Origin of the sequence: Rhizobium sp. BK196 (genome assembly GCF_014193255.1) — a bacterium.
GTDB lineage: Bacteria > Pseudomonadota > Alphaproteobacteria > Rhizobiales > Rhizobiaceae > Rhizobium.
The window spans coordinates 87,726-105,816 of sequence record NZ_JACHZB010000003.1; the positions used below are offsets into that span (position 1 = coordinate 87,726).

Annotated in this window: 20 protein-coding genes and 1 pseudogene; 13 read left to right on the forward strand and 8 right to left on the reverse strand. The window is 58.8% G+C overall.

Annotation, left to right across the window (positions count from 1 at the left end; translation table 11 throughout):
• Position 1 precedes the first annotated feature (1 nt).
• The gene (locus FHT78_RS11540) at positions 2 to 1,411 is read left to right on the forward strand and encodes an FAD-binding oxidoreductase (RefSeq protein ID WP_183743669.1); all 1,410 of its coding nucleotides are present in this window, start codon (positions 2 to 4) and stop codon (positions 1,409 to 1,411) included.
• Positions 1,408 to 1,989, forward strand: a complete 582-nt coding sequence (locus tag FHT78_RS11545; RefSeq protein ID WP_183743670.1) for an NAD(P)H-dependent oxidoreductase — start codon at positions 1,408 to 1,410, stop codon at positions 1,987 to 1,989. Before FHT78_RS11540 ends, FHT78_RS11545 begins: the two co-directional genes overlap by 4 nt.
• A gap of 154 nt (positions 1,990 to 2,143) precedes the next feature.
• On the opposite strand, the gene FHT78_RS11550 is transcribed toward FHT78_RS11545, so the two are convergent.
• The 3 genes from FHT78_RS11550 to FHT78_RS11560 form a co-directional block, all read right to left on the reverse strand.
• The gene (locus FHT78_RS11550; protein ID WP_183743671.1) at positions 2,144 to 2,533 is read right to left on the reverse strand and encodes a RidA family protein; all 390 of its coding nucleotides are present in this window, start codon (positions 2,531 to 2,533) and stop codon (positions 2,144 to 2,146) included.
• Between the two features lie 75 nt (positions 2,534 to 2,608).
• Complete coding sequence (locus tag FHT78_RS11555) at positions 2,609 to 3,172, reverse strand: methylated-DNA--[protein]-cysteine S-methyltransferase (RefSeq protein ID WP_183743672.1); 564 nt, start codon at positions 3,170 to 3,172, stop codon at positions 2,609 to 2,611.
• Positions 3,173 to 3,258: 86 nt separating this feature from the next.
• The gene (locus FHT78_RS11560; RefSeq protein ID WP_183743673.1) at positions 3,259 to 3,846 is read right to left on the reverse strand and encodes an alpha/beta hydrolase; all 588 of its coding nucleotides are present in this window, start codon (positions 3,844 to 3,846) and stop codon (positions 3,259 to 3,261) included.
• 296 nt (positions 3,847 to 4,142) lie between these two features.
• Here FHT78_RS11560 and FHT78_RS11565 point away from each other — a divergent pair, with 296 nt between their 5' ends.
• The gene (locus FHT78_RS11565; RefSeq protein ID WP_183743674.1) at positions 4,143 to 4,466 is read left to right on the forward strand and encodes a hypothetical protein; all 324 of its coding nucleotides are present in this window, start codon (positions 4,143 to 4,145) and stop codon (positions 4,464 to 4,466) included.
• Between the two features lie 207 nt (positions 4,467 to 4,673).
• Here FHT78_RS11565 and FHT78_RS11570 read toward each other — a convergent pair whose 3' ends face one another.
• A complete protein-coding gene (locus FHT78_RS11570) occupies positions 4,674 to 5,504 on the reverse strand; it encodes an SDR family NAD(P)-dependent oxidoreductase (RefSeq protein ID WP_183743675.1) in 831 nt (276 codons plus the stop codon).
• Positions 5,505 to 5,864: 360 nt separating this feature from the next.
• Between FHT78_RS11570 and FHT78_RS11575 the strand changes: the two genes are divergently transcribed.
• From FHT78_RS11575 to FHT78_RS11595, 5 genes are all read left to right on the forward strand, one after another.
• The gene (locus FHT78_RS11575; protein ID WP_183743676.1) at positions 5,865 to 6,905 is read left to right on the forward strand and encodes a cysteine synthase A; all 1,041 of its coding nucleotides are present in this window, start codon (positions 5,865 to 5,867) and stop codon (positions 6,903 to 6,905) included.
• A 5-nt stretch (positions 6,906 to 6,910) separates the two neighbouring features.
• Positions 6,911 to 7,648, forward strand: a complete 738-nt coding sequence (locus FHT78_RS11580; RefSeq protein ID WP_183745319.1) for an alanyl-tRNA editing protein — start codon at positions 6,911 to 6,913, stop codon at positions 7,646 to 7,648.
• A gap of 17 nt (positions 7,649 to 7,665) precedes the next feature.
• Positions 7,666 to 8,535, forward strand: a complete 870-nt coding sequence (sseA, locus tag FHT78_RS11585; protein ID WP_183743678.1) for a 3-mercaptopyruvate sulfurtransferase — start codon at positions 7,666 to 7,668, stop codon at positions 8,533 to 8,535.
• A 5-nt stretch (positions 8,536 to 8,540) separates the two neighbouring features.
• Positions 8,541 to 9,101, forward strand: a complete 561-nt coding sequence (locus tag FHT78_RS11590; RefSeq protein ID WP_183743680.1) for a GNAT family N-acetyltransferase — start codon at positions 8,541 to 8,543, stop codon at positions 9,099 to 9,101.
• Between the two features lie 98 nt (positions 9,102 to 9,199).
• Positions 9,200 to 9,709 carry a DUF1203 domain-containing protein gene (locus FHT78_RS11595; protein WP_183743682.1) on the forward strand — a complete coding sequence of 170 codons (510 nt, stop codon included), beginning with the start codon at positions 9,200 to 9,202 and terminating at the stop codon, positions 9,707 to 9,709.
• A gap of 16 nt (positions 9,710 to 9,725) precedes the next feature.
• On the opposite strand, the gene ald is transcribed toward FHT78_RS11595, so the two are convergent.
• Positions 9,726 to 10,844, reverse strand: a complete 1,119-nt coding sequence (gene ald / locus FHT78_RS11600) for an alanine dehydrogenase (protein WP_183743684.1) — start codon at positions 10,842 to 10,844, stop codon at positions 9,726 to 9,728.
• Between the two features lie 157 nt (positions 10,845 to 11,001).
• Here ald and FHT78_RS11605 point away from each other — a divergent pair, with 157 nt between their 5' ends.
• The 4 genes and pseudogenes from FHT78_RS11605 to FHT78_RS11620 all read left to right on the forward strand — a co-directional run bounded on the left by FHT78_RS11605 (position 11,002) and on the right by FHT78_RS11620 (position 14,949).
• Positions 11,002 to 11,463: an Lrp/AsnC family transcriptional regulator gene (locus tag FHT78_RS11605; RefSeq protein ID WP_183743686.1), complete on the forward strand. Its 462-nt coding sequence runs from the start codon at positions 11,002 to 11,004 to the stop codon at positions 11,461 to 11,463.
• A 70-nt stretch (positions 11,464 to 11,533) separates the two neighbouring features.
• Entirely contained in the window at positions 11,534 to 12,415 is an 882-nt protein-coding gene (locus FHT78_RS11610; RefSeq protein ID WP_183743688.1) for a DMT family transporter, read from the forward strand.
• 86 nt (positions 12,416 to 12,501) lie between these two features.
• Positions 12,502 to 12,816, forward strand: a pseudogene (locus FHT78_RS11615) (PilZ domain-containing protein); the annotation flags it as partial.
• 144 nt (positions 12,817 to 12,960) lie between these two features.
• Entirely contained in the window at positions 12,961 to 14,949 is a 1,989-nt protein-coding gene (locus FHT78_RS11620; RefSeq protein ID WP_183743690.1) for a bifunctional 2',3'-cyclic-nucleotide 2'-phosphodiesterase/3'-nucleotidase, read from the forward strand.
• 41 nt (positions 14,950 to 14,990) lie between these two features.
• Here FHT78_RS11620 and FHT78_RS11625 read toward each other — a convergent pair whose 3' ends face one another.
• Together FHT78_RS11625 and FHT78_RS11630 are read right to left on the reverse strand one after the other, a co-directional pair.
• On the reverse strand, positions 14,991 to 15,548 hold the full coding sequence (locus FHT78_RS11625) for a DUF2087 domain-containing protein (RefSeq protein ID WP_183743692.1): 558 nt from the start codon (positions 15,546 to 15,548) through the stop codon (positions 14,991 to 14,993).
• A gap of 189 nt (positions 15,549 to 15,737) precedes the next feature.
• Complete coding sequence (locus FHT78_RS11630) at positions 15,738 to 16,706, reverse strand: LysR family transcriptional regulator (protein ID WP_183743694.1); 969 nt, start codon at positions 16,704 to 16,706, stop codon at positions 15,738 to 15,740.
• A 139-nt stretch (positions 16,707 to 16,845) separates the two neighbouring features.
• Between FHT78_RS11630 and FHT78_RS11635 the strand changes: the two genes are divergently transcribed.
• Entirely contained in the window at positions 16,846 to 17,460 is a 615-nt protein-coding gene (locus tag FHT78_RS11635) for an FMN-dependent NADH-azoreductase (RefSeq protein ID WP_183743696.1), read from the forward strand.
• Between the two features lie 49 nt (positions 17,461 to 17,509).
• Here FHT78_RS11635 and FHT78_RS11640 read toward each other — a convergent pair whose 3' ends face one another.
• Positions 17,510 to 18,088, reverse strand: coding sequence for a TetR/AcrR family transcriptional regulator (locus tag FHT78_RS11640; protein ID WP_183743698.1), 579 nt, complete (start codon positions 18,086 to 18,088; stop codon positions 17,510 to 17,512).
• Between the last annotated feature and the right edge of the window lie 3 nt (positions 18,089 to 18,091).

Genomic DNA, 18,091 nt, shown 5'->3' on the forward strand with positions numbered 1-18,091 from the left:
CATGGCCGATTATCAGAAGATCAGACAAGAACTCGAAGGTATCGCGATCGAGGACAATCCGGCGCTCGTTCGCCAGAAGAGCCGGGACTTCTACTGGTATTCGCCGATCCTGAAGGCGCAGCTCGATAATGTGACGGCCGATATCGTCGTCACGCCGAAGAATGAAGCTGAAGTCATCCAGACGCTGAAGGTCGCTTTCGCCCATGGGGTGCCCGTCACGCCGCGCGGCGCCGGTACTGGCAATTACGGCCAGGCCATGCCGCTCTCAGGCGGTATCGTGCTCAACCTCGCCGCCATGGACAAGATCAAGGAAATCCATCCCGGTCGCGTCATCTGCGAACCCGGCATCGTGATCGCCCAGCTCGACAAGCAGACCAAGGCGCATTCCGGCCAGGAGTTGCGCTTCCATCCCTCGACCGCCCAAACGGCGACTGTCGGCGGTTTTATCGCGGGCGGTTCCGGCGGTGTCGGTTCGATCACCTGGGGGGGACTGCGCGACCTCGGCAATATCCTGCGCCTGCGTGTCGTGACCATGGAGGCGGAGCCGCGCGTGCTCGACCTGACCGGCTGGGATCTGCAGAAGGTCAGCCATGCCTACGGCACCAACGGCATCATCACGGAAATCGAGATGCCGCTCGCACCCGCTTATGACTGGGTGGATGTGCTGGTCGGCTACGATGACTTCATGGATGCGGTGCGCTTTTCCGATGCGCTGGCGAAGTGCAATGGCATTCTCGTCAAGGAAATCGCCCCGATCGCCGCACCCATCCCGCGTGAATATTTCACCCGTCACAAGCCCTATATCCGCCAGGGCCAGTCGATCGTCGTGCTGATGATCGCGCCGCATTCCATGGATGCTTTCCTTGCCTTCACGACGGCGCAGAAAGGCGAGATCATGTTCCGCTCCGACAAGGTCGAGAGCATGCGCGGCATTCCGCATGCCTACGAGCTTGCGTGGAACCATACGACGCTGCGGGCGCTCAAGGTCGATCCGAATTTCACCTATCTTCAGGTGCAGTATCCTGGGCCGGACCATGTCGCCAAGGTGAAGAAGATGGTGGAGATTTTCGGCGATGAGGTGCCGGGTCATCTCGAATTCATCAAGTTCGACGGACAGATCCAGTGCTCGGGCCTGCCGCTAGTACGCTATACGACAGAGGAGCGGCTGGAAGAGATCATCAAGATCCATCAGGATCATGGCTGCCCTATCTTCAACCCGCACCGCTATACGCTCGAAGAGGGCGGCATGAAGCGTACTGACAAGGTGCAGCTCGCCTTCAAACATGAGACCGACCCGAAGGGACTGCTCAATCCTGGCAAGATGATCGCCTGGGAGAATCCCAATTTCGATTTCGATGCCGGCAAGAACTACCTTTTCCCGGGCCTTGCCGCCGTCATGGAGGCTTCATGAGGGTTCTCGTCCTCCACTCGCACCCGGTCGAGGAAAGCTATGGCAAAGCGCTCTACAGACAAACCCTGGAGAGCCTCGCCAAGGCCGGGCACGATGTGGATGCCTGCGATCTCTATGCGGAGAATTTCGATCCCGTCCTGTCGCAACATGATCGGCTCGTCTACCACGACTATCCCGACAATACTTCGCTGGTGAAACCCTATGTCGACAGGCTGAAGCAGGCAGAGGCGCTGGTCATCTGCACACCGGTCTGGAATTTCGGCTTCCCGGCGATCCTGAAAGGTTATTTCGACCGGGTCTGGCTTCCCGGGGTTTCCTTCGCGCTCGTGAACGGCAAGGTCGAATCCCGCCTGCGGCATATCAAGAAGCTTGGGGCGGTGCTGACCTATGGCGCGACACCTTTCCGCGCCTTCGTTGCCGGCAATCCGCCGAAGAAGATCGTGAAGCGTGTCTTGCGGGCGCAGATCGACCCGTTCAAGCCGGTTACCTTTCTCGCCCATTACGACATGAACAACTGCACCCCGGAGACACGGGCAGCGTTCCTGGCGAAAGTGAAGGACGCGATGGAGCGATTCTAAGGGCGGCTTGCATCGTTACACTTAAGGGGCGCACCCGCATGGTCGTCGATCTCTTCGACGCCGATACTGGCCAGCATGCGCGCACCGCCCAATACGTTGCCGCCACGCCGTTAAGCCGCCCCGTCGTCATCGCCGCGGAGCTTGCGATCAAATCTCAGAAAACCTTCGCCGCCGTTACTTCCACTTCCACCAGGAATTCCGGCCGGGTAAAGCCGTTGATGATGATGAGCGTCGAAACCGGTTTCGGGTCGAGCGTGAAGCGGTCGCGCACCACCATATAGGCCGGGAAGTCTTCCCGCTTCGTCACGAAGCCGGAAATGCGGATGACATCAGCAAAGCTCATCTCGGCCTCGGCGAGGATCGCCTTGATCGCTTCGAAGCAGAGCTCGGCCTGGGCCGTCACATCCTCAGGAATCTTTTCATCGAGGCCGATGCCGAGCTGACCTGACGTGACAAGCAAGGATGCGTCCGGCGGTATGAGCAGACCGTGATTGTAATTTCCGAAGGGACGGCGGACGGATGGCGGGTTGAAAATCTTCTTCATGAAAAACCTCGCTATAGACAGAGATTTATAGCGAGGGTTTTAGGCACATTCCAACCACTTGCTCGCGGTTCGTCCTCAAAAATCGAGAGACTGCTGGGCAGGTGGCGGCGGGCCGACATGAACGCCCTCGAGTTCCAGCATGCGAAGCTTGGAGGTCGAACCGCCGGGCGCCGAAAAGCCGCCGATCTTTCCACCTGCCGCCAGCACGCGATGGCAGGGAATGATGAGCGCGACGGGGTTTTTCGCCATGGCCTGGCCGACATCGCGCGCTGCCTCCGGCCCTGCGCCAAGCTCCTTCGCCAGCGTGCCGTAGGTCGTCGTGCGACCCCAACTGACGCGGCGCGCGGCAGCATAGATATCGCGGAAGAACGCATCCTGGCCATCAAGGTCAACGGCGATGCTGGAGAAGTCGACTTCCTCCCCTTCGAAATAGCGTTTTACCGCGGCGACGGCGTCCAGAATCTGCGGCGTCGGCTTGCCAGGTTCGGCAACCGGCAAACGGCGCAGCAACAAGCGTTCTGTCGAATCCGCGCTCTTCGTCGGCAGCTGGAACCGCGTCACGCCGGCATCGCTCCAGGCAATGCCGCAAAAACCGCCGGCGGTTTCGAAGATCAGGTATTGATGCACTTTCTGAGCCATCGTGAAGCCTCGCATTCCGTTGGCTATTAGAATCGTACCGCGGAAGCTTAAGTTCAACCCGTTTCTTGCGCATGCCCGATAAAGCGTCACGCCGATGCGGTGGTCGCGGCAAGCGTGGATATTTGCGGTCTCTTTGCCTTCGCCTTGCCTTTGACCACATCAAACAGCGCATAGCCGCCGGTCCAACGGCCGAAACCGCTGGCGATATTGATATGGCCCGCGAGGCCTATGTTGCGAACCTCGGTTTTCCAGAGACGAGTGTAGAAGCTCAAACGGTCGAGCGACATATATTTGTCGTCGAGGCTGCCGACGGTGAGGCTCGGAAAGGGAAGCGGGTTTGTCGGCATGGGGCCGAAAGCGAGCGAACCGGAATGCAGCCTTTCCGTGGCCGGCAAATCGCAAGGGGCGATCAGAAGCGCTCCCTTGACCCGCCGGGCCATTGGCCGGTCAGCGAGCCTCGCCGTCAGAATGCAGCCGAGGCTATGGGCAACGATATAGGCTTCCCCCGCCTCCAGCAGCGCCTGTTCCAGCCGCTCCATCCAGCGGTCCAGACGAGCGTGGTTCCAGTCGTCCTGGCAGACCATCCGACTCTGTGGCACATCATCAAGCCAATAGTGCTGCCAATGCCCCTCGTCGGAACCGAACAGACCCGGCACGATCAGGATTTTTGTCATTGCTATCTCCTGGCGTATGCGCAGCAAACTGGTGCGACGCATCTTCGTCAGAATTATCCATAAAATTTATGGACTAAAGAAATGAAGCTCCAAAACTTCCTAGAAAGCAGGAAAAATCCATCGCCGGCATCAGAAACTGCTGCTCAGCGATATAGTCGGCAGCTGGCAGGATATGCGTACGTGCGTGATTGTCTCAACCACCCCGCTTAAATTCTGAAGCCTAATTTGGAACCAGGAGTTTTCTCGGGGGTTAGGAAAGGGTCACCGAAGATGAAAATCGAAGGAGGATAGCTCCCATGCGTAAATCCCTTATCGCCGCTTCGTTGCTTGCCATCGGCATGGCTTCGTCGGCATTTGCTCAGTCCAATCCCGATAGCATCGGCCCAACCAATGGCGGCTCTACGGACCCGGGCTCGGGTAACTATTCGTCAGACTATACGAATGACGATAATGGCATTCATCCGGTTCCCGTTGGCCCGGTAGATCCGATGACGACGCAGAGCATCGGCGGTCAGGCCATCGATTGCCCCGGAATGCCGCAGCAGAACACGGGTGTTGATACACGCGGCGGCCAAAGCGGCGCTTCGATCAGCGAAGCCTGCCGGGAATACGACAACTGACCGGCAAAGATGATTGAGAGAGGCCGGCTCGACCGGCCTTTTTCATGTGTATTTTATGAAACCGATGATTGCCCCGTACCTGCATAACAGACCCTCAGGCAAGACAATGGGCAGCCATTGGCAGGGTAACTCTATCTGTTCTATTACGAGGCAGGCTTCCGCGCCTACAACATCGATGTGCGGCAGGTGGTCTTTTCGCACCGCTGACTACTCGGCCGGATGCGGTGTCGCCGATCGGTGACTGTCATCAACGGGCCGCTCACGCCAACCGGTGACGCGGTTCACGAGCGCGAAATAGAGACCGTAGGGCAAGATCCGGAGGAACTTCAGCATATAGGTGAAGCGCTTCGGGAAGGTAATCTCGAAAGCCTGCGACTTGAGGCCCGCCGCAATACGCTCTGCCGCCGCCTCGGGCGAAACCAGTGCCTGCACGGGAAAAGTATCTTTGCGTGCCGGCGTATCGACGAAGCCCGGATTGATGAGCTGGATGCGGATGCCAATCTTGTCGAGATCGAATTTCAGGCTTTCGGCCATGTTGATCAGGGCAGCCTTGGTCGCGCCGTAAGCGGCGCTGGTCGGCAATCCCGTGTAGCCCGTCACTGAGGAAACGACGGCAATCTGCCCCTGCCCCTTCGCCTTCATGTGGCGGATCGCCGGCAGCAGGCAGTTGACGACGCCTGACAGGTTGACGGCAAAAGTCTTCTCGAAATCGGCCCGGTTCAAATCCTCGCCGTGGACGGGCTGATAGACGCTTGCACACAGGATCGCCATGGCGAGCGCACCATGCTCATATTCGATCGAGGCCATGATATGTTCCATGTCTTCGGCATCGGTCACATCGCCATCGAGCACGATAATGCTGCCAGACAATCCAGCCGCCTCGACCTGCAATTCCACCAGCTTATCGTGATTGCGGGCAGTGACGGCGACCTTGTATCCCTCGCCTGCGAGTTTCAGCGCAAGCGCCCGGCCTGTTCCGGAACTCGCACCGGAAATCCAGACAACACCATGTTCCGGGCGGGCAATGAAATTACGCATGACACTTCCTCCGGTCTGCCGATTTAATGCGAATGCAGGCCCGGAAGCTCCTCGTCTCTCCCGGGATAATGGCTCTATCACAGCATTGTGGCTGCTTTCAGCCGATGAGGTTACCCACGACCTGCCCGGAAGGAGCCGGTCAGCGCGATAGGCCCGCCCGAAGCAGCATAGGCGATGCAGGATATCCGCCACCGCTTTGAAGCATGGAAGGCGCCGGCGCCACCGCAACTGAGCGAAACGCCGGAAACGGAAGACTAATTTTGTCGTCGGCTTAAAAGGCATGGAATAGGATTTCTTGCCAATGCCGCCTTGTGAAGGGAAAAGACCGTTCCTAAACTATGCTGAAACGAGGCAGATTCCATGACCTTCCACCCCTCCGTCATCGAGGCTATCGGCCACACGCCCCTCATCAAGCTCAAGGGTGTTTCCGAGGCGACCGGCTGCACCATTCTCGGCAAGGCCGAATTCCTCAATCCCGGGCAATCGGTGAAGGACCGAGCGGCGCTCTACATCATCCGCGATGCCGAGAAGAAGGGGCTGCTGAAGCCCGGCGGCGTCATTGTCGAGGGCACGGCGGGTAATACCGGCATCGGCCTGACGCTCGTCGCCAAGGCGCTCGGTTACCGCACCGTCATCGTCATTCCGGAAACGCAGAGCCAGGAAAAGAAGGATGCGCTGCGCCTGCTCGGCGCCGAGCTCGTCGAAGTTCCGGCCGTCCCATACAAGAACCCAAACAATTATGTGAAGGTTTCCGGCCGCCTTGCCGAGCAGCTTGCCAAGAGCGAGCCGAACGGGGCGATCTGGGCGAACCAGTTCGACAATGTCGCGAACCGCCAGGCGCATATCGAAACGACCGCGCCCGAGATCTGGAAGGATACCGACGGCAAGATCGACGGCTTCATCTGCTCGGTCGGCTCCGGCGGCACGCTTGCTGGCGTTGCGGCAGGTCTCCGAGGCTTCAACAAGGACATCAAGATTGGCATAGCCGACCCTGAAGGTGCCGCACTCTACGAATTCTACGCGAACGGCACGTTGAAGTCCGAGGGCTCATCGATCACGGAAGGTATCGGCCAGGGGCGCATTACTGCCAATCTCGAAGGCTTCACGCCTGATTTCTCTTATCACATCACCGATGTCGAGGCGCTTCCCTACCTCTTCGATCTGGTCGAGCATGAGGGACTTTGCTTGGGCGGCTCCACGGCAATCAATATTGCCGGTGCGGTTCGCCTCGCCAGGAATCTCGGCCCTGGCCACACGGTCGTGACAATCCTCTGCGACTATGGCAACCGCTATCAGTCCAAACTCTTCAACCCGGATTTCCTGTCATCCAAGGGCCTTCCCATTCCCGCCTGGATGGTTGGCTCGACGGATATCAAAATACCCTACGAACCCGCTGCGTGAAAACAATGCCAGTCAATGCCCTCTACCGTGACGATTTCTATCTTTCTACATGCGAAGCAGTCGTCACGGCCGTTCATGAAGACGGGGGCATTGAACTGGACCAAACCTGCTTCTACGCGACATCAGGCGGGCAACCGGGCGACACCGGCTTCTTCGAACGTATCGATGGCTCCAGGATAGAACTTGGCCAGACAAAGCATGGCGCCACCAAGGACATTGTCATTCATGTGCCGCTGGAAGGCCAGCCGCGACCGGAGACCGGCGAAAAGCTGGTGTTGCACATCGACTGGCCGCGCCGCTACAGGTTGATGCGCATGCATACAGCTTGCCATCTCCTCTCCGTCGTCTGCTCCTATCCGATCACCGGCGCTGCCGTTGGCGAGGATGAAAGCCGCGTCGATTTCGACATGACTGACACGATTGACAAGGACGAAGTGACGGCGAAGTTGATGGACCTCGTCAACCAGAACCATCCGGTCTATGTTCAGTGGATTACGGACGAGGAGCTTGCTGCCAATCCCGGCATCGTCAAATCGAAGAACGTGCGCCCGCCTATCGGCCTCGGCCGTGTCAGCCTCGTCTGCATCGGTGAGAATTCTGCTGTCGACAGTCAGCCCTGCGGCGGCACGCATGTTTCGGAAACACAGGAAGTCGGCCAGATTCACATTGCCAAGATCGAGAAGAAAGGCAAAGAAAACCGGCGCTTCCGTATTCGCTTCGGCACACCCGGCGAACAAGCTTGATATCTGGGGAGATCATTATGAGCGAGACCAAGAGCCGTTTCGTCGTCGCGGCCGACTGGCTGCAAGCTGAACTCGGCAAGCCCGATCTGCGCGTGCTCGACGCATCCTTCTATCTTCCGGCCCAGAAGCGTGACGCCGATGCGGAATATGCCGCCGGTCATATTCCGGGCGCCATCCGTTTCGATCAAGACAAGATCGCCGACCACTCGACGAACCTGCCGCACACGATCCCCTCGCCCGATTATTTCGCCGCGGAAGTCGGCAAGCTCGGTATCGGCGAGAACGACCGGATCGTGGTCTATGACGGTATCGGCATGTTCGCCTCGCCGCGCGTCTGGTGGCTGTTCCGGGTGATGGGCGCCAAGAACGTCTTCGTGCTCGATGGCGGGTTGGACGGCTGGAAGGCTGAGGGACGGCCGCTCGAAACGGAAGTGCCGCACTATGCTCCAGCCACCTTCAAGACGAATTATGATGCGAGCCGCGTCGTCCATCTCGAGCAAATGCGCGATATCGTTTCCAGCGCTGCGCTCCAGATCGCCGATGCTCGCAGCGCGGGCCGTTTCGCAGCAACCGAGCCAGAACCGCGTGCCGGCATGCGCTCCGGCCATATGCCCGGCGCCCGCAGTCTGCCATCAGGCGTCTTTGCCAATCAAGGCCGCTTCAAATCGCTGCCGGAACTGAAGCAGACGATCGAGGATGCCGGTATCGACCTCTCCAAGCCGGTTGTCACCTCCTGCGGATCGGGCATTACCGCTGCCATCATCACGCTGGCGCTGGAATCGCTGGGGCATACCGACAACAAGCTCTATGACGGCTCCTGGAGCGAATGGGGCAGCCGTGAGGATACGCCCGTCGTCACCGGTCCGCCGGAACCGGTCAAAGCTTGATGCCCATGGGAAAGACGCCCGCCTCGCTCAAGGCCCATATCACGCGGCTTGAAATGGTTGCGCCGCCGAAGGCAAGCCTGCCAGTGCCCGTCAACATCCAGACGGCAATCATGCGCGCGCCTGGTATTCCCTTGGCCTTCTATCGCTATCTCTACCGTCAGGTCGGCGCGCGCTGGCAGTGGGTCGATCGGTTGAGGATGAGTGACGAGGAGCTTACGGCAGCGCTGCATGACAAGCGCAACAATATCAGCGTACTCTACGTCAACGGTGCGCCGGCCGGCTTCTACGAATATCTTTGCGAGGACGAAGATACGATCGAGCTTTCCCATTTCGGGCTCATCGAGCACGCGCTCGGCCTTGGCATCGGCAAATGGTTCCTGCTTCAGGCTCTCTACGCTATCTGGACGCTGAACCCGAAGAAGGTCACGACGACGACCAATAACCTCGACCATCCGCGGGCATTACAGCTCTATCAGATGTTCGGCTTCTCACCCGTCTCTACGGGAACCGGGATTGTTCGTCCGCTGAGCGACAAGGAATTGCTGGAGCTAGCCAGAAGAGGCTGATTGCGCTGGTCCCGAGCTCCGTCGGTTCAGGCAAGAATCGGGTGGTTTAGACGGCTTGAAGCGCAGACACTATGGCAAAGCTCACGAGGAGATTTGCCATGAACAGCATTCAATTTTCCGCCGTACCCACAGCAGAAGCGGAAGCACTCTGGAATGGCGGACGCGACGCCTATGATCGTTTGCCGGAAACGCTTGTTTCCGATGGCGAGGGTTATCCCTGCCGGCATTGCCTGAGGAATATCGACAACGGCGAAGAGCTTTTCGTCTTCGCCTACCGGCCTTTTCCGGAGCTGCAGCCTTATGCGGAAACCGGCCCGATCTTTCTGCACAAACAGCCCTGCCAACGCTATTCCGCTGACGAAATCCTACCTCCCGTCCTGACCACGAGCCGCGACTTCATTGTGCGAGGTTACAGTGAGAACGACAGGATCGTTTATGGCACTGGCGCGGTGACGGCGATCAACAAGATTCCGGCCTATGCGGAGGAACTGCTCGCTCGGTCCGATATCGCTTATGTGCATGTGCGCTCGGCGCGTAACAATTGCTACCAGTGTCGGGTCGACAAAGTAAAAGCGCCGGCCCTTGCGGAAGCCGGCGCCTTCATCTGACCTTGAGTCAGCTGGTTTACGCTACGTTCAACGCACTTTCCGTCGCCACAACTTCATACCCAAGCGCGTCAGCGACCGGCTTGTTGGTGATGCGACCCCTGTGGACGTTGAGGCCGTTGCGCAGGTGCTTGTCTTCGGCAATGGCGCGCAAGCCTCGATCGGCAAGCGCCAGACCATGGACGAGCGTTGCGTTGTTCAGTGCGTGAGCTGACGTGACGGGAACGGCGCCCGGCATGTTGGCGACGCAATAATGCACGACGCCGTCGACGACATAGGTCGGCTCGGAATGGGTCGTTGCATGCGAGGTCTCGAAGCAGCCGCCCTGGTCGATCGCGACGTCGACGATCACGGAGCCCTTCTTCATGCCAGAGAGCATTTCGCGGGTGACGAGCTTCGGTGCGGCAGCACCCGGAATCAGCACCGCGCCGATGACGAGATCGGCGGAGAAGACTTCTTCCTCCAGTGCCTGAATGCTGGAATAGCGCGTGTGGATACGGCCGTTAAAAATGTCGTCGAGCTGGCGCAGGCGCGGCAGCGACTTGTCGAGGATGCTGACATCGGCGCCGAGACCGGCAGCCATCTTGGCCGCGTGCAGGCCGACGACGCCGCCGCCGATGATCGCGACCTTTGCCGGGAGAACGCCGGGCACGCCACCGAGCAGGATGCCGAGGCCGCCATTGGCCTTCTGCAACGCGGTTGCGCCGGCCTGGATCGACAGACGGCCGGCGACTTCGGACATCGGTGCCAGGAGCGGCAAGCCGCCGCGATCGTCCGTCACGGTCTCATAGGCGATTGCCGTCACGCCGGAGGCGAGCAGACCCTTGGTCTGTTCCGGATCGGGCGCGAGATGCAGATAGGTGTAAAGAAGCTGACCGTCGCGAAGCTGCGCCCATTCCGGGGGCTGCGGCTCCTTGACTTTGACGATCATGTCACACTTTTCGAAGATATCCTTGGCAGAGGCGGCGATCTTCGCGCCAGCAGCCACGTAGGCGGCATCATCGGCACCAATGCCGGCGCCCGCCTTTGTTTCCACCCAGACTTCATGGCCGTGGGCGACATATTCTCTGACCGAAGCCGGCGTCAAACCGACGCGATATTCATGGTTCTTGATTTCCTTCGGGCAACCGACACGCATTCGCGTTCCTCTCATTTTATGTCCGCATTCCGCGGAGCGTTTTCTCGCCCCAAATCCAACCACCAAGGCCGCGAAATGTCCTTGCAAAGAGGATTTGCGTTTCAGCAAAGTTCCGGCGATTATTGCGCTAACCGTCCATTTTTCGAATGTTCTTCGAATGTCTGACCTCGATAGTATCGATCTTGCGATTCTGAGGGCGCTGCAAATCAACGCCCGCATCACCAATGCAGAGCTCGCCGACAAGGTGGGACTATCGCCTTCTGCCTGTTCGCGACGGCTCGATATTCTCGAAAAGAGCGGTGTCATCGGCGGCTATCATGCGCGGCTTTCGCGCAAGGCACTCGATTACAAGATGATCGCGATCGTGCACATCTCGCTGTCCGGCCAGTTCGCCAAGACGCTGTCGGAATTCGAGGCGGCAGTGAAACGTTGCCCGAACGTGCTCGTCTGCTACCTGATGTCCGGTGAGTACGACTATATCCTACGGGTCGCCGCCCGTGATCTGGAAGATTATGAGCGCATCCACCGCGACTGGCTTTCGGCGTTGCCGCATGTGGTGAAGATCAACTCTAGTTTTGCGCTGCGCGAAATTATCGACAGGCCGAATGTCGGCCTCTGAGCCCTTGCAAAGCCCTTGGAAACCTGCCCTAGCTTGGCGTAGCGGGTATCTCCCGCTTTAACGGCTAGACATGAAATCCAAAACCCACGGCTATATCTTCCTGCTCCTGGCACTGACGATCTTTTCGTTGCAGGACGCGATCTCAAAACATCTTGGTTCAGCCTATTCGCCTATCTTCGTGACGATGGTGCGCTATTGGGCCTTCGGCCTGTTCACCGTCGTTCTGGCCGCGAAAATGCGCGGTGGCATCGCCGCCACCGCCCGCACGAAACATCCCTTTCTGCAGATCTCACGCGGTGTTCTGCTTGCGGCGCAAGTGGTGCTGGCAATCACCTGTTTTGCGCTGATCGGGCTGGCGCATTCGCAGGCAATCTTTGCCGCCACCCCCATCATCGTCGCATTGCTTGCCATTCCACTGCTTGGCGAAAGGGTTGGCTGGCGCCGCTGGACGGCAATCGGTGTCGGACTTTGCGGCGTCTTGCTGATCCTCAAGCCGGAGGGCGGGTTCTTCGACGTGAACCTGCTTCTTGCCGTCGTCTCCTGCATCAACTTCGCGCTTTACGTGATCGCCACCCGCTACGTGAGCCGGCAGGATTCGGCGATGACGAGTTTTTTCTATACGGGGGTCGTCGGGGCTCTCGTCATGACGCTTGCAGGCCCTTTTTACTGGACGCCGGTTCAGGGCTGGGACTGGATGTGGATGCTGGCCGTCTGCCTGACCGGCACCTCGAGCCACTACTTTCTGATCCGCGCCTATGACAGTCTCGATGCCGCCGCTGTGCAGCCGCTCACCTATATCCAACTCGTCTACGCTTCGATCCTCGGGGTGCTGATCTACGGGGAGACGCTGACGCTGAACATGATCGCCGGTTCGATCATCGTAGTTGCGGCGGGCATCTTTACCGTTTGGCGCGAACATGTTGTGGCGCGGAGGGCCGTCGTCCCGAATTGAGACTTTCGCGCCAATTTTAAATAAGCGCCTAAAGGCATTTCAATCTTCGCTGCATATGCTCCTCCCGAATTCGTCACGGGGTAAGCATGATACGCAATCTCAAGATCACGGCCCGCAAGGCCGACCGCAGGAGTTGCCGCGTTTTTGGCAAGATCCGTTATCTGAACAACCAGGTAGATGCCCGCATCCTTGATATTTCCGCTACGGGTGCTGCACTCGAAGTCAAGGCGCCGCTTTATGCGGCTTCGGGCAGCAAGGTTCGCATCGAAGCTGAAAATCTCGGCCTGCTCGAAGGCGTCATCCGTTGGACACATAATGGTCGCGTCGGCATCCAGTTCGACGCCAATTCCAATGCACGCGCGCTCATTGCCTCCTATTTCCGCTTCTTCCATCGCGAAGTGCCACGCGTTCGGTAAAGCTCTCCAGCATGGTGCCGCTTTGGCGGCATCGTCTTTGCCATTCTGTCATTTTCGCGATGTACTCCTTTGCCAATCATCCTAAGTTCATCGAACCGGGTGATGCATGATGTCAAAAGGAGTGTTTCCATGCCTTCCATTTTCGATGTGCCTGCAATGAGCCGTCGTTCCCTGCTCGGCGGTCTTGCCGCCACTTCCGCTCTGGTGCTGCTGCACCCATTCAGTGCGCGAGCTGCGGCCAACCAGGCGCATCTGCGGCTGATGGAAACGACCGACATTCATGTCAACGTCTTCCCCTACGACTATTATGCCGACAAACCGAACGACACGATGGGCCTGTCGCGCACCGCAACGATCATCGACACGATCCGCGCGGAAGCCGTCAACTCGCTGCTGATCGATAATGGCGACGTGCTGCAGGGCAATCCCATGGGCGATTACGTGGCCTATCAGCATGGGATGAAGGATGGCGACGTGCATCCGGTCATCAAGGCGATGAACACGCTCGGCTATACGGTCGGCACGCTCGGGAACCACGAATTCAACTACGGCCTGGACTTCATGTTCAAGGTGCTGAACGGCGCGAACTTCCCGTTCGTCTGCGCCAACCTGACCAAGGGCCAGCTCGCCTCCGATCCGAAGCAGGATGATCTGTTCTTCAAGCCCTACATCATCGTCGAAAAGCGGATCAAGGACGGCGCCGGCAATGAAAGCCCTGTTAAAATCGGCTTCATTGGTTTCGTGCCGCCGCAGATCATGCTGTGGGACATCAAGAACCTCGAAGGCAAGGCGCAGACGCGCGATATCGTTCAGGCCGCCAAGGCCTGGGTGCCGGTCATGAAGGAAGCCGGCGCCGATATTGTCATTGCGCTTTCCCACTCCGGCATCGATGGCTCAGGCCCGTCTGAGAAAATGGAAAACGCCTCGCTCCATCTGGCAGCCGTCGAGGGTATCGACGCGATCTTCACCGGTCACCAGCATCTGGTCTTCCCCGGCCCGAAATCCTGGGATGGCATTGCCAATGCAGATCCGGTCAAAGGCACGCTGCATGGCAAGCCCGCAGTCATGGCCGGCTTCTGGGGTTCGCATCTCGGCCTGATCGACCTGCTGCTGGAGAAGGACGGCAACAGTTGGAAGATCGTCGCCTTCACCTCGGAAGCACGGCCGATCTACCATCGCGATGACAAGAAGAAAGTCGTTGCTGACGTCACCGACAAGAAGGAAGTGGTCGAGGCCGCCAAGGCAGAGCATGAGGCAACGCTTGCCTATGTCCGCACGCCTGTCGGCAAGACCTCCACGCCGCTTTATTCCTACTTTGCGCTCGTCGCCGACGATCCCTCCGTACAGATCGTTTCGCAGGCTCAGACCTGGTACATCAAGCAGATGCTCGCCGATACGCAGTTCAAAGATTTGCCGGTTCTCTCCGCCGCAGCCCCCTTCAAGGCCGGTGGCCGCGGCGGTGCGGACTATTATACGGATGTTCCAGCCGGCAATATCGCCATCAAGAATGTCGCCGACCTCTACCTCTATCCGAATACGGTTCAGGCCGTCGCCATTACCGGTGCGCAGGTGAAGGAGTGGCTTGAAATGTCCGCCGGCATGTTCAACCACATCCAGCCCGGCGCCAAAGACGCGCTTCTGCTGAACAATGACTTCCCGTCCTACAATTTCGACGTGATCGATGGCGTGACCTATCAGATCGACCTGTCGCAGCCGCCGAAATATGATCCCTCGGGCAAGGCCGTCAATCCGGACTCCAACCGAATCCAGAACTTGGCCTTCGAGGGCAAACCGATCGATCCGACGCAGAAGTTCGTTGTCGTTTCCAACAATTATCGTGCTGGCGGCGGTGGCAGCTTCCCGGAAATCGCTTCCGACAAGGTGATCTTCCGGGCACCGGACACTAACCGCGACGTCATCGTCCGCTACGTCCATGATCAGGGCACGATCAACCCCTCCGCCGATGGCAACTGGACCTTCAAGCCCCTGCCCGGCACGACCGTCGTGTTCGAAAGCGGCCCGAAAGCCAAACAGTACCTCGCCGACGTCAAGAGCGTGAAGATCGAGGATGCCGGCGAAGGTGCCGAGGGCTTCGCGAAGTTCAGGCTGGTTCTCTAAAACCGCAGGGGCGCGGTTCCTTCAACCGCGCCCTTTTTTGCTCACGCAATTTCTGCCTCGGCTTCGATGCGACGAAGAAGCAGCCCAAGTTCACCCGGCGGCTTCTTTTCGATCCGGCGATATTGCCTGCCATCGCGGGTGCGGTGGACAAGCCCGAAGTCGAAAAGCTCGCGGCGCAGCAGTGCGGCATCGCCGAAGAGATGCAGGCGACTTATCAAGTCGCTGATTTCACGCTCAGTCAGTTCCGCATCCGCTGGTATTTTCGACCACAAGAACCATAGGCAAAGCTCCTGCAGCCCCCTTCTGCCCGGCCAGCGGATCAGTCGACCGTTGCCGTCGAAATGGCGCGATGCCTTCTGCACACGCTCTTCGTCCGGCAAAGGCTGGGTATCCAGCTTCAGGCTCCAGTCCTTCAGGACTTCGGCGGAGTGCGCCACGCTGCGGAAATGCTGATAGTTGCGATAACCCGCCGCGCGAGTCAGCAGATTGAGCATCTCGACATGGCTCGGCTTGTCACCGAGCGCTTCGATCTGCTTGCGGAGAGATTTGGCAAAAGCCGAAAGATCGGCGATTTCCATTGGAAAGATAGATCTGGTCACGTCTTATCCTCAACGCGCCGTTCCCTCAAAAAAGGTGTCGGTGGTCGCCGGCTTTCGACTTCGGCACAGGACAAGTGCTGATGATCTTTCTGGAGCAGGTTTAGCTTCCCATGCGGGACGGCGACGCCTCGGTGAACTGCAGACCGCGACGCCGTTATAGCAAAGGCCGGAAACCCGTCAAGCTTGTGGCTACTCTGCAGCCTCCGGCATCGCATGCAGTTCGTCGATGCCGAGCATACTGACCATTTCTCCGTGGCTCGGGCACATGGCAAGCCGCCTGCGGAAGGCCTCGACCAGCCACCTGCCGGCAGGGCCTGGCGGGCTGGCGGCCTTGTGCATAGCGTAGACCGGATACTCGCCCTGCTCGTAGGCCTCCAGCTTGATGGCGACCAGATTGCCCTTCATGATGTCGTTACCAACCAGAGAGACCGGCAAGCCACCCCAGCCAAGACCACCCTTAATGAGCTGGTGCTTGGTCGCAATGTCGCTGACGCGCCATGTCCTATAGGACAGAACATTGAAATCCCGCCCCTTGGTAAGCCCGGAGGCATCGGAGACCACGAGCTGGGTCTCTTCGCGCACATCGGCCAGCGTCAAGGGCCTTTCGATACGCGCCAGCGGATGATCCGGCGCGACGACAGGAACCATGAAAGAATAGCCAATCTTCTCGGCTATCAGTGAATCTTCCTGCCTCACAAGCGCGCCGCCGACGCCGATATCAGCCTTGTCGTTCATCACCATGTCCATGACCATGCCGAGCTCACCGACGTTGAGGTTCAGCGCAACACCGGTGAATTTTTCGCGAAATTCGCGTAGCACCATCATGACGGCATCAGCAGGCACCATGACGCTGATCGCCAGAGAAAGCTCGGCCTCCAGCCCCTGCTTAATGCTTTTCACGCGGGCGCGCATCACCTCGAGGTCGGCCAGCATGCGACGGGCATCTTCCAGCATCGCCTTGCCGGCATCCGTCAGCTTCGGCTGGCGGGCGCCTGAACGCTCGAAGAGCAGTATTTCAAGCTGGGCTTCCAGATTGGCGATCGTGTAGCTGATGACCGACTGTGCCCGGTTCAGCATGCGCGAAGCGGCCGAAAAGCTGCCGGTTTCGGCGACGGTCAGGAAAACCTGCAATTGATCCAGAGTCGGGTTGGGAAGCATCTTCCATCCAATCCATCGATAATCTTGATCGACATTATCACAGTTTTTTCGATATCAGACCAGCCTTATTTCTCTCTCGAACACAGCGATTTGCCGCTCCCAATCGGTCGCTGAAACCAATTCGAGAGGAAATTCAACCATGTCTTCCATTCTTCTTCTGACGTCCAGCCCGCGTTCCGAGTCGCTTTCCACGTCGATCGCTGTCGAGCTTGCCGACAAGCTCAAGGCTCAGGCCCCGGGTAGCGTCGTCGTTCGCCGCGACCTTGCCGCAAATCCGCTTCCGCACATCGACGATTTATTTACGGCCGCTATTCGCAAGCCGCCGGAAGCCCGCACCGCCCAGGAAGCTGCTGCCGTCAAGACTTCCGACGAACTGGTCAATGAACTGCTCGCAGCCGACAGCATCGTCATCGGCACTGGCCTCATCAACTTCAATATCTATTCTTCGCTGAAGACCTGGATCGATAACGTGGCCCGCGCCGGCCTCACCTTCAAGTATACCGAAAGCGGCCCGGTCGGCCTCGCCACCGGCAAGAAGGTCTATGTCGTCCTTGCTTCGGGCGGCGTCTATTCCCAGGGTCCGGCCGCCGGCATGAACCATGCCGTGCCTTACCTGAAATCGGTTCTCGGCTTCCTCGGCATAACCGATATTGAAACCATCTATGTCGAAGGCCTCGCCTTTGGCCCGGAAGCTGCCGAAAAGGCCATCGGCGCTGCCAAGTCGCGCGTCGAAGAGCTTGCTCTTGCTGCCTAAGCTTTAAATTCAAAAAAGTTCTACTCGGGGTCGGCGCAAGCCGGCCCTTTCATTTTGCAGAGAAATCATTGACGAAGGAGCGGGCCGTTTCCAAAATTTCGTCGGAGAGTTTTTCATCGTCCGCGATGCGCGCAAGGCCGAGCGCGCCAGTCATCAGGCACGAGACGATGATTGCCTTGCGGCGCGCCTCAGCCTCGTCGGCGGCGCTCATACGGTCTGTCATATTTCCGAGATTCGTCTTCAGCTGCTCGGTCGCAAGCGACCGGCATTTCTCGCCGCTGCGGGCAAGATCGGCGGTCAGCGCAGCAAAAGGGCAGCCGCCGCTTACGTCATCGCGATGGACCTCGCTCAGGTAATTGGCGGAATATTCCGCGATCGGAATATCTGCCGGCGCCCTGCCCTCTGACCGCACTTTCGCTTCCCAGGACCCGAAAGCCAGCTTCATGGCTTCCGCCACCATCTCATCGCGTGATGCAAAATGCTTGTAGAAGCCGCCGACCGTGAGCCCGGCCTCCTTCATCAGGTCGGCGACGCCGATACCCTCAAGCCCCTTCTCCCGCAGACGCTTGGAAGCAATCTCGAGGATCCTATCGTGCGTCTTCTGCTTTTCCAGTTGCGAATGGCCCATTGA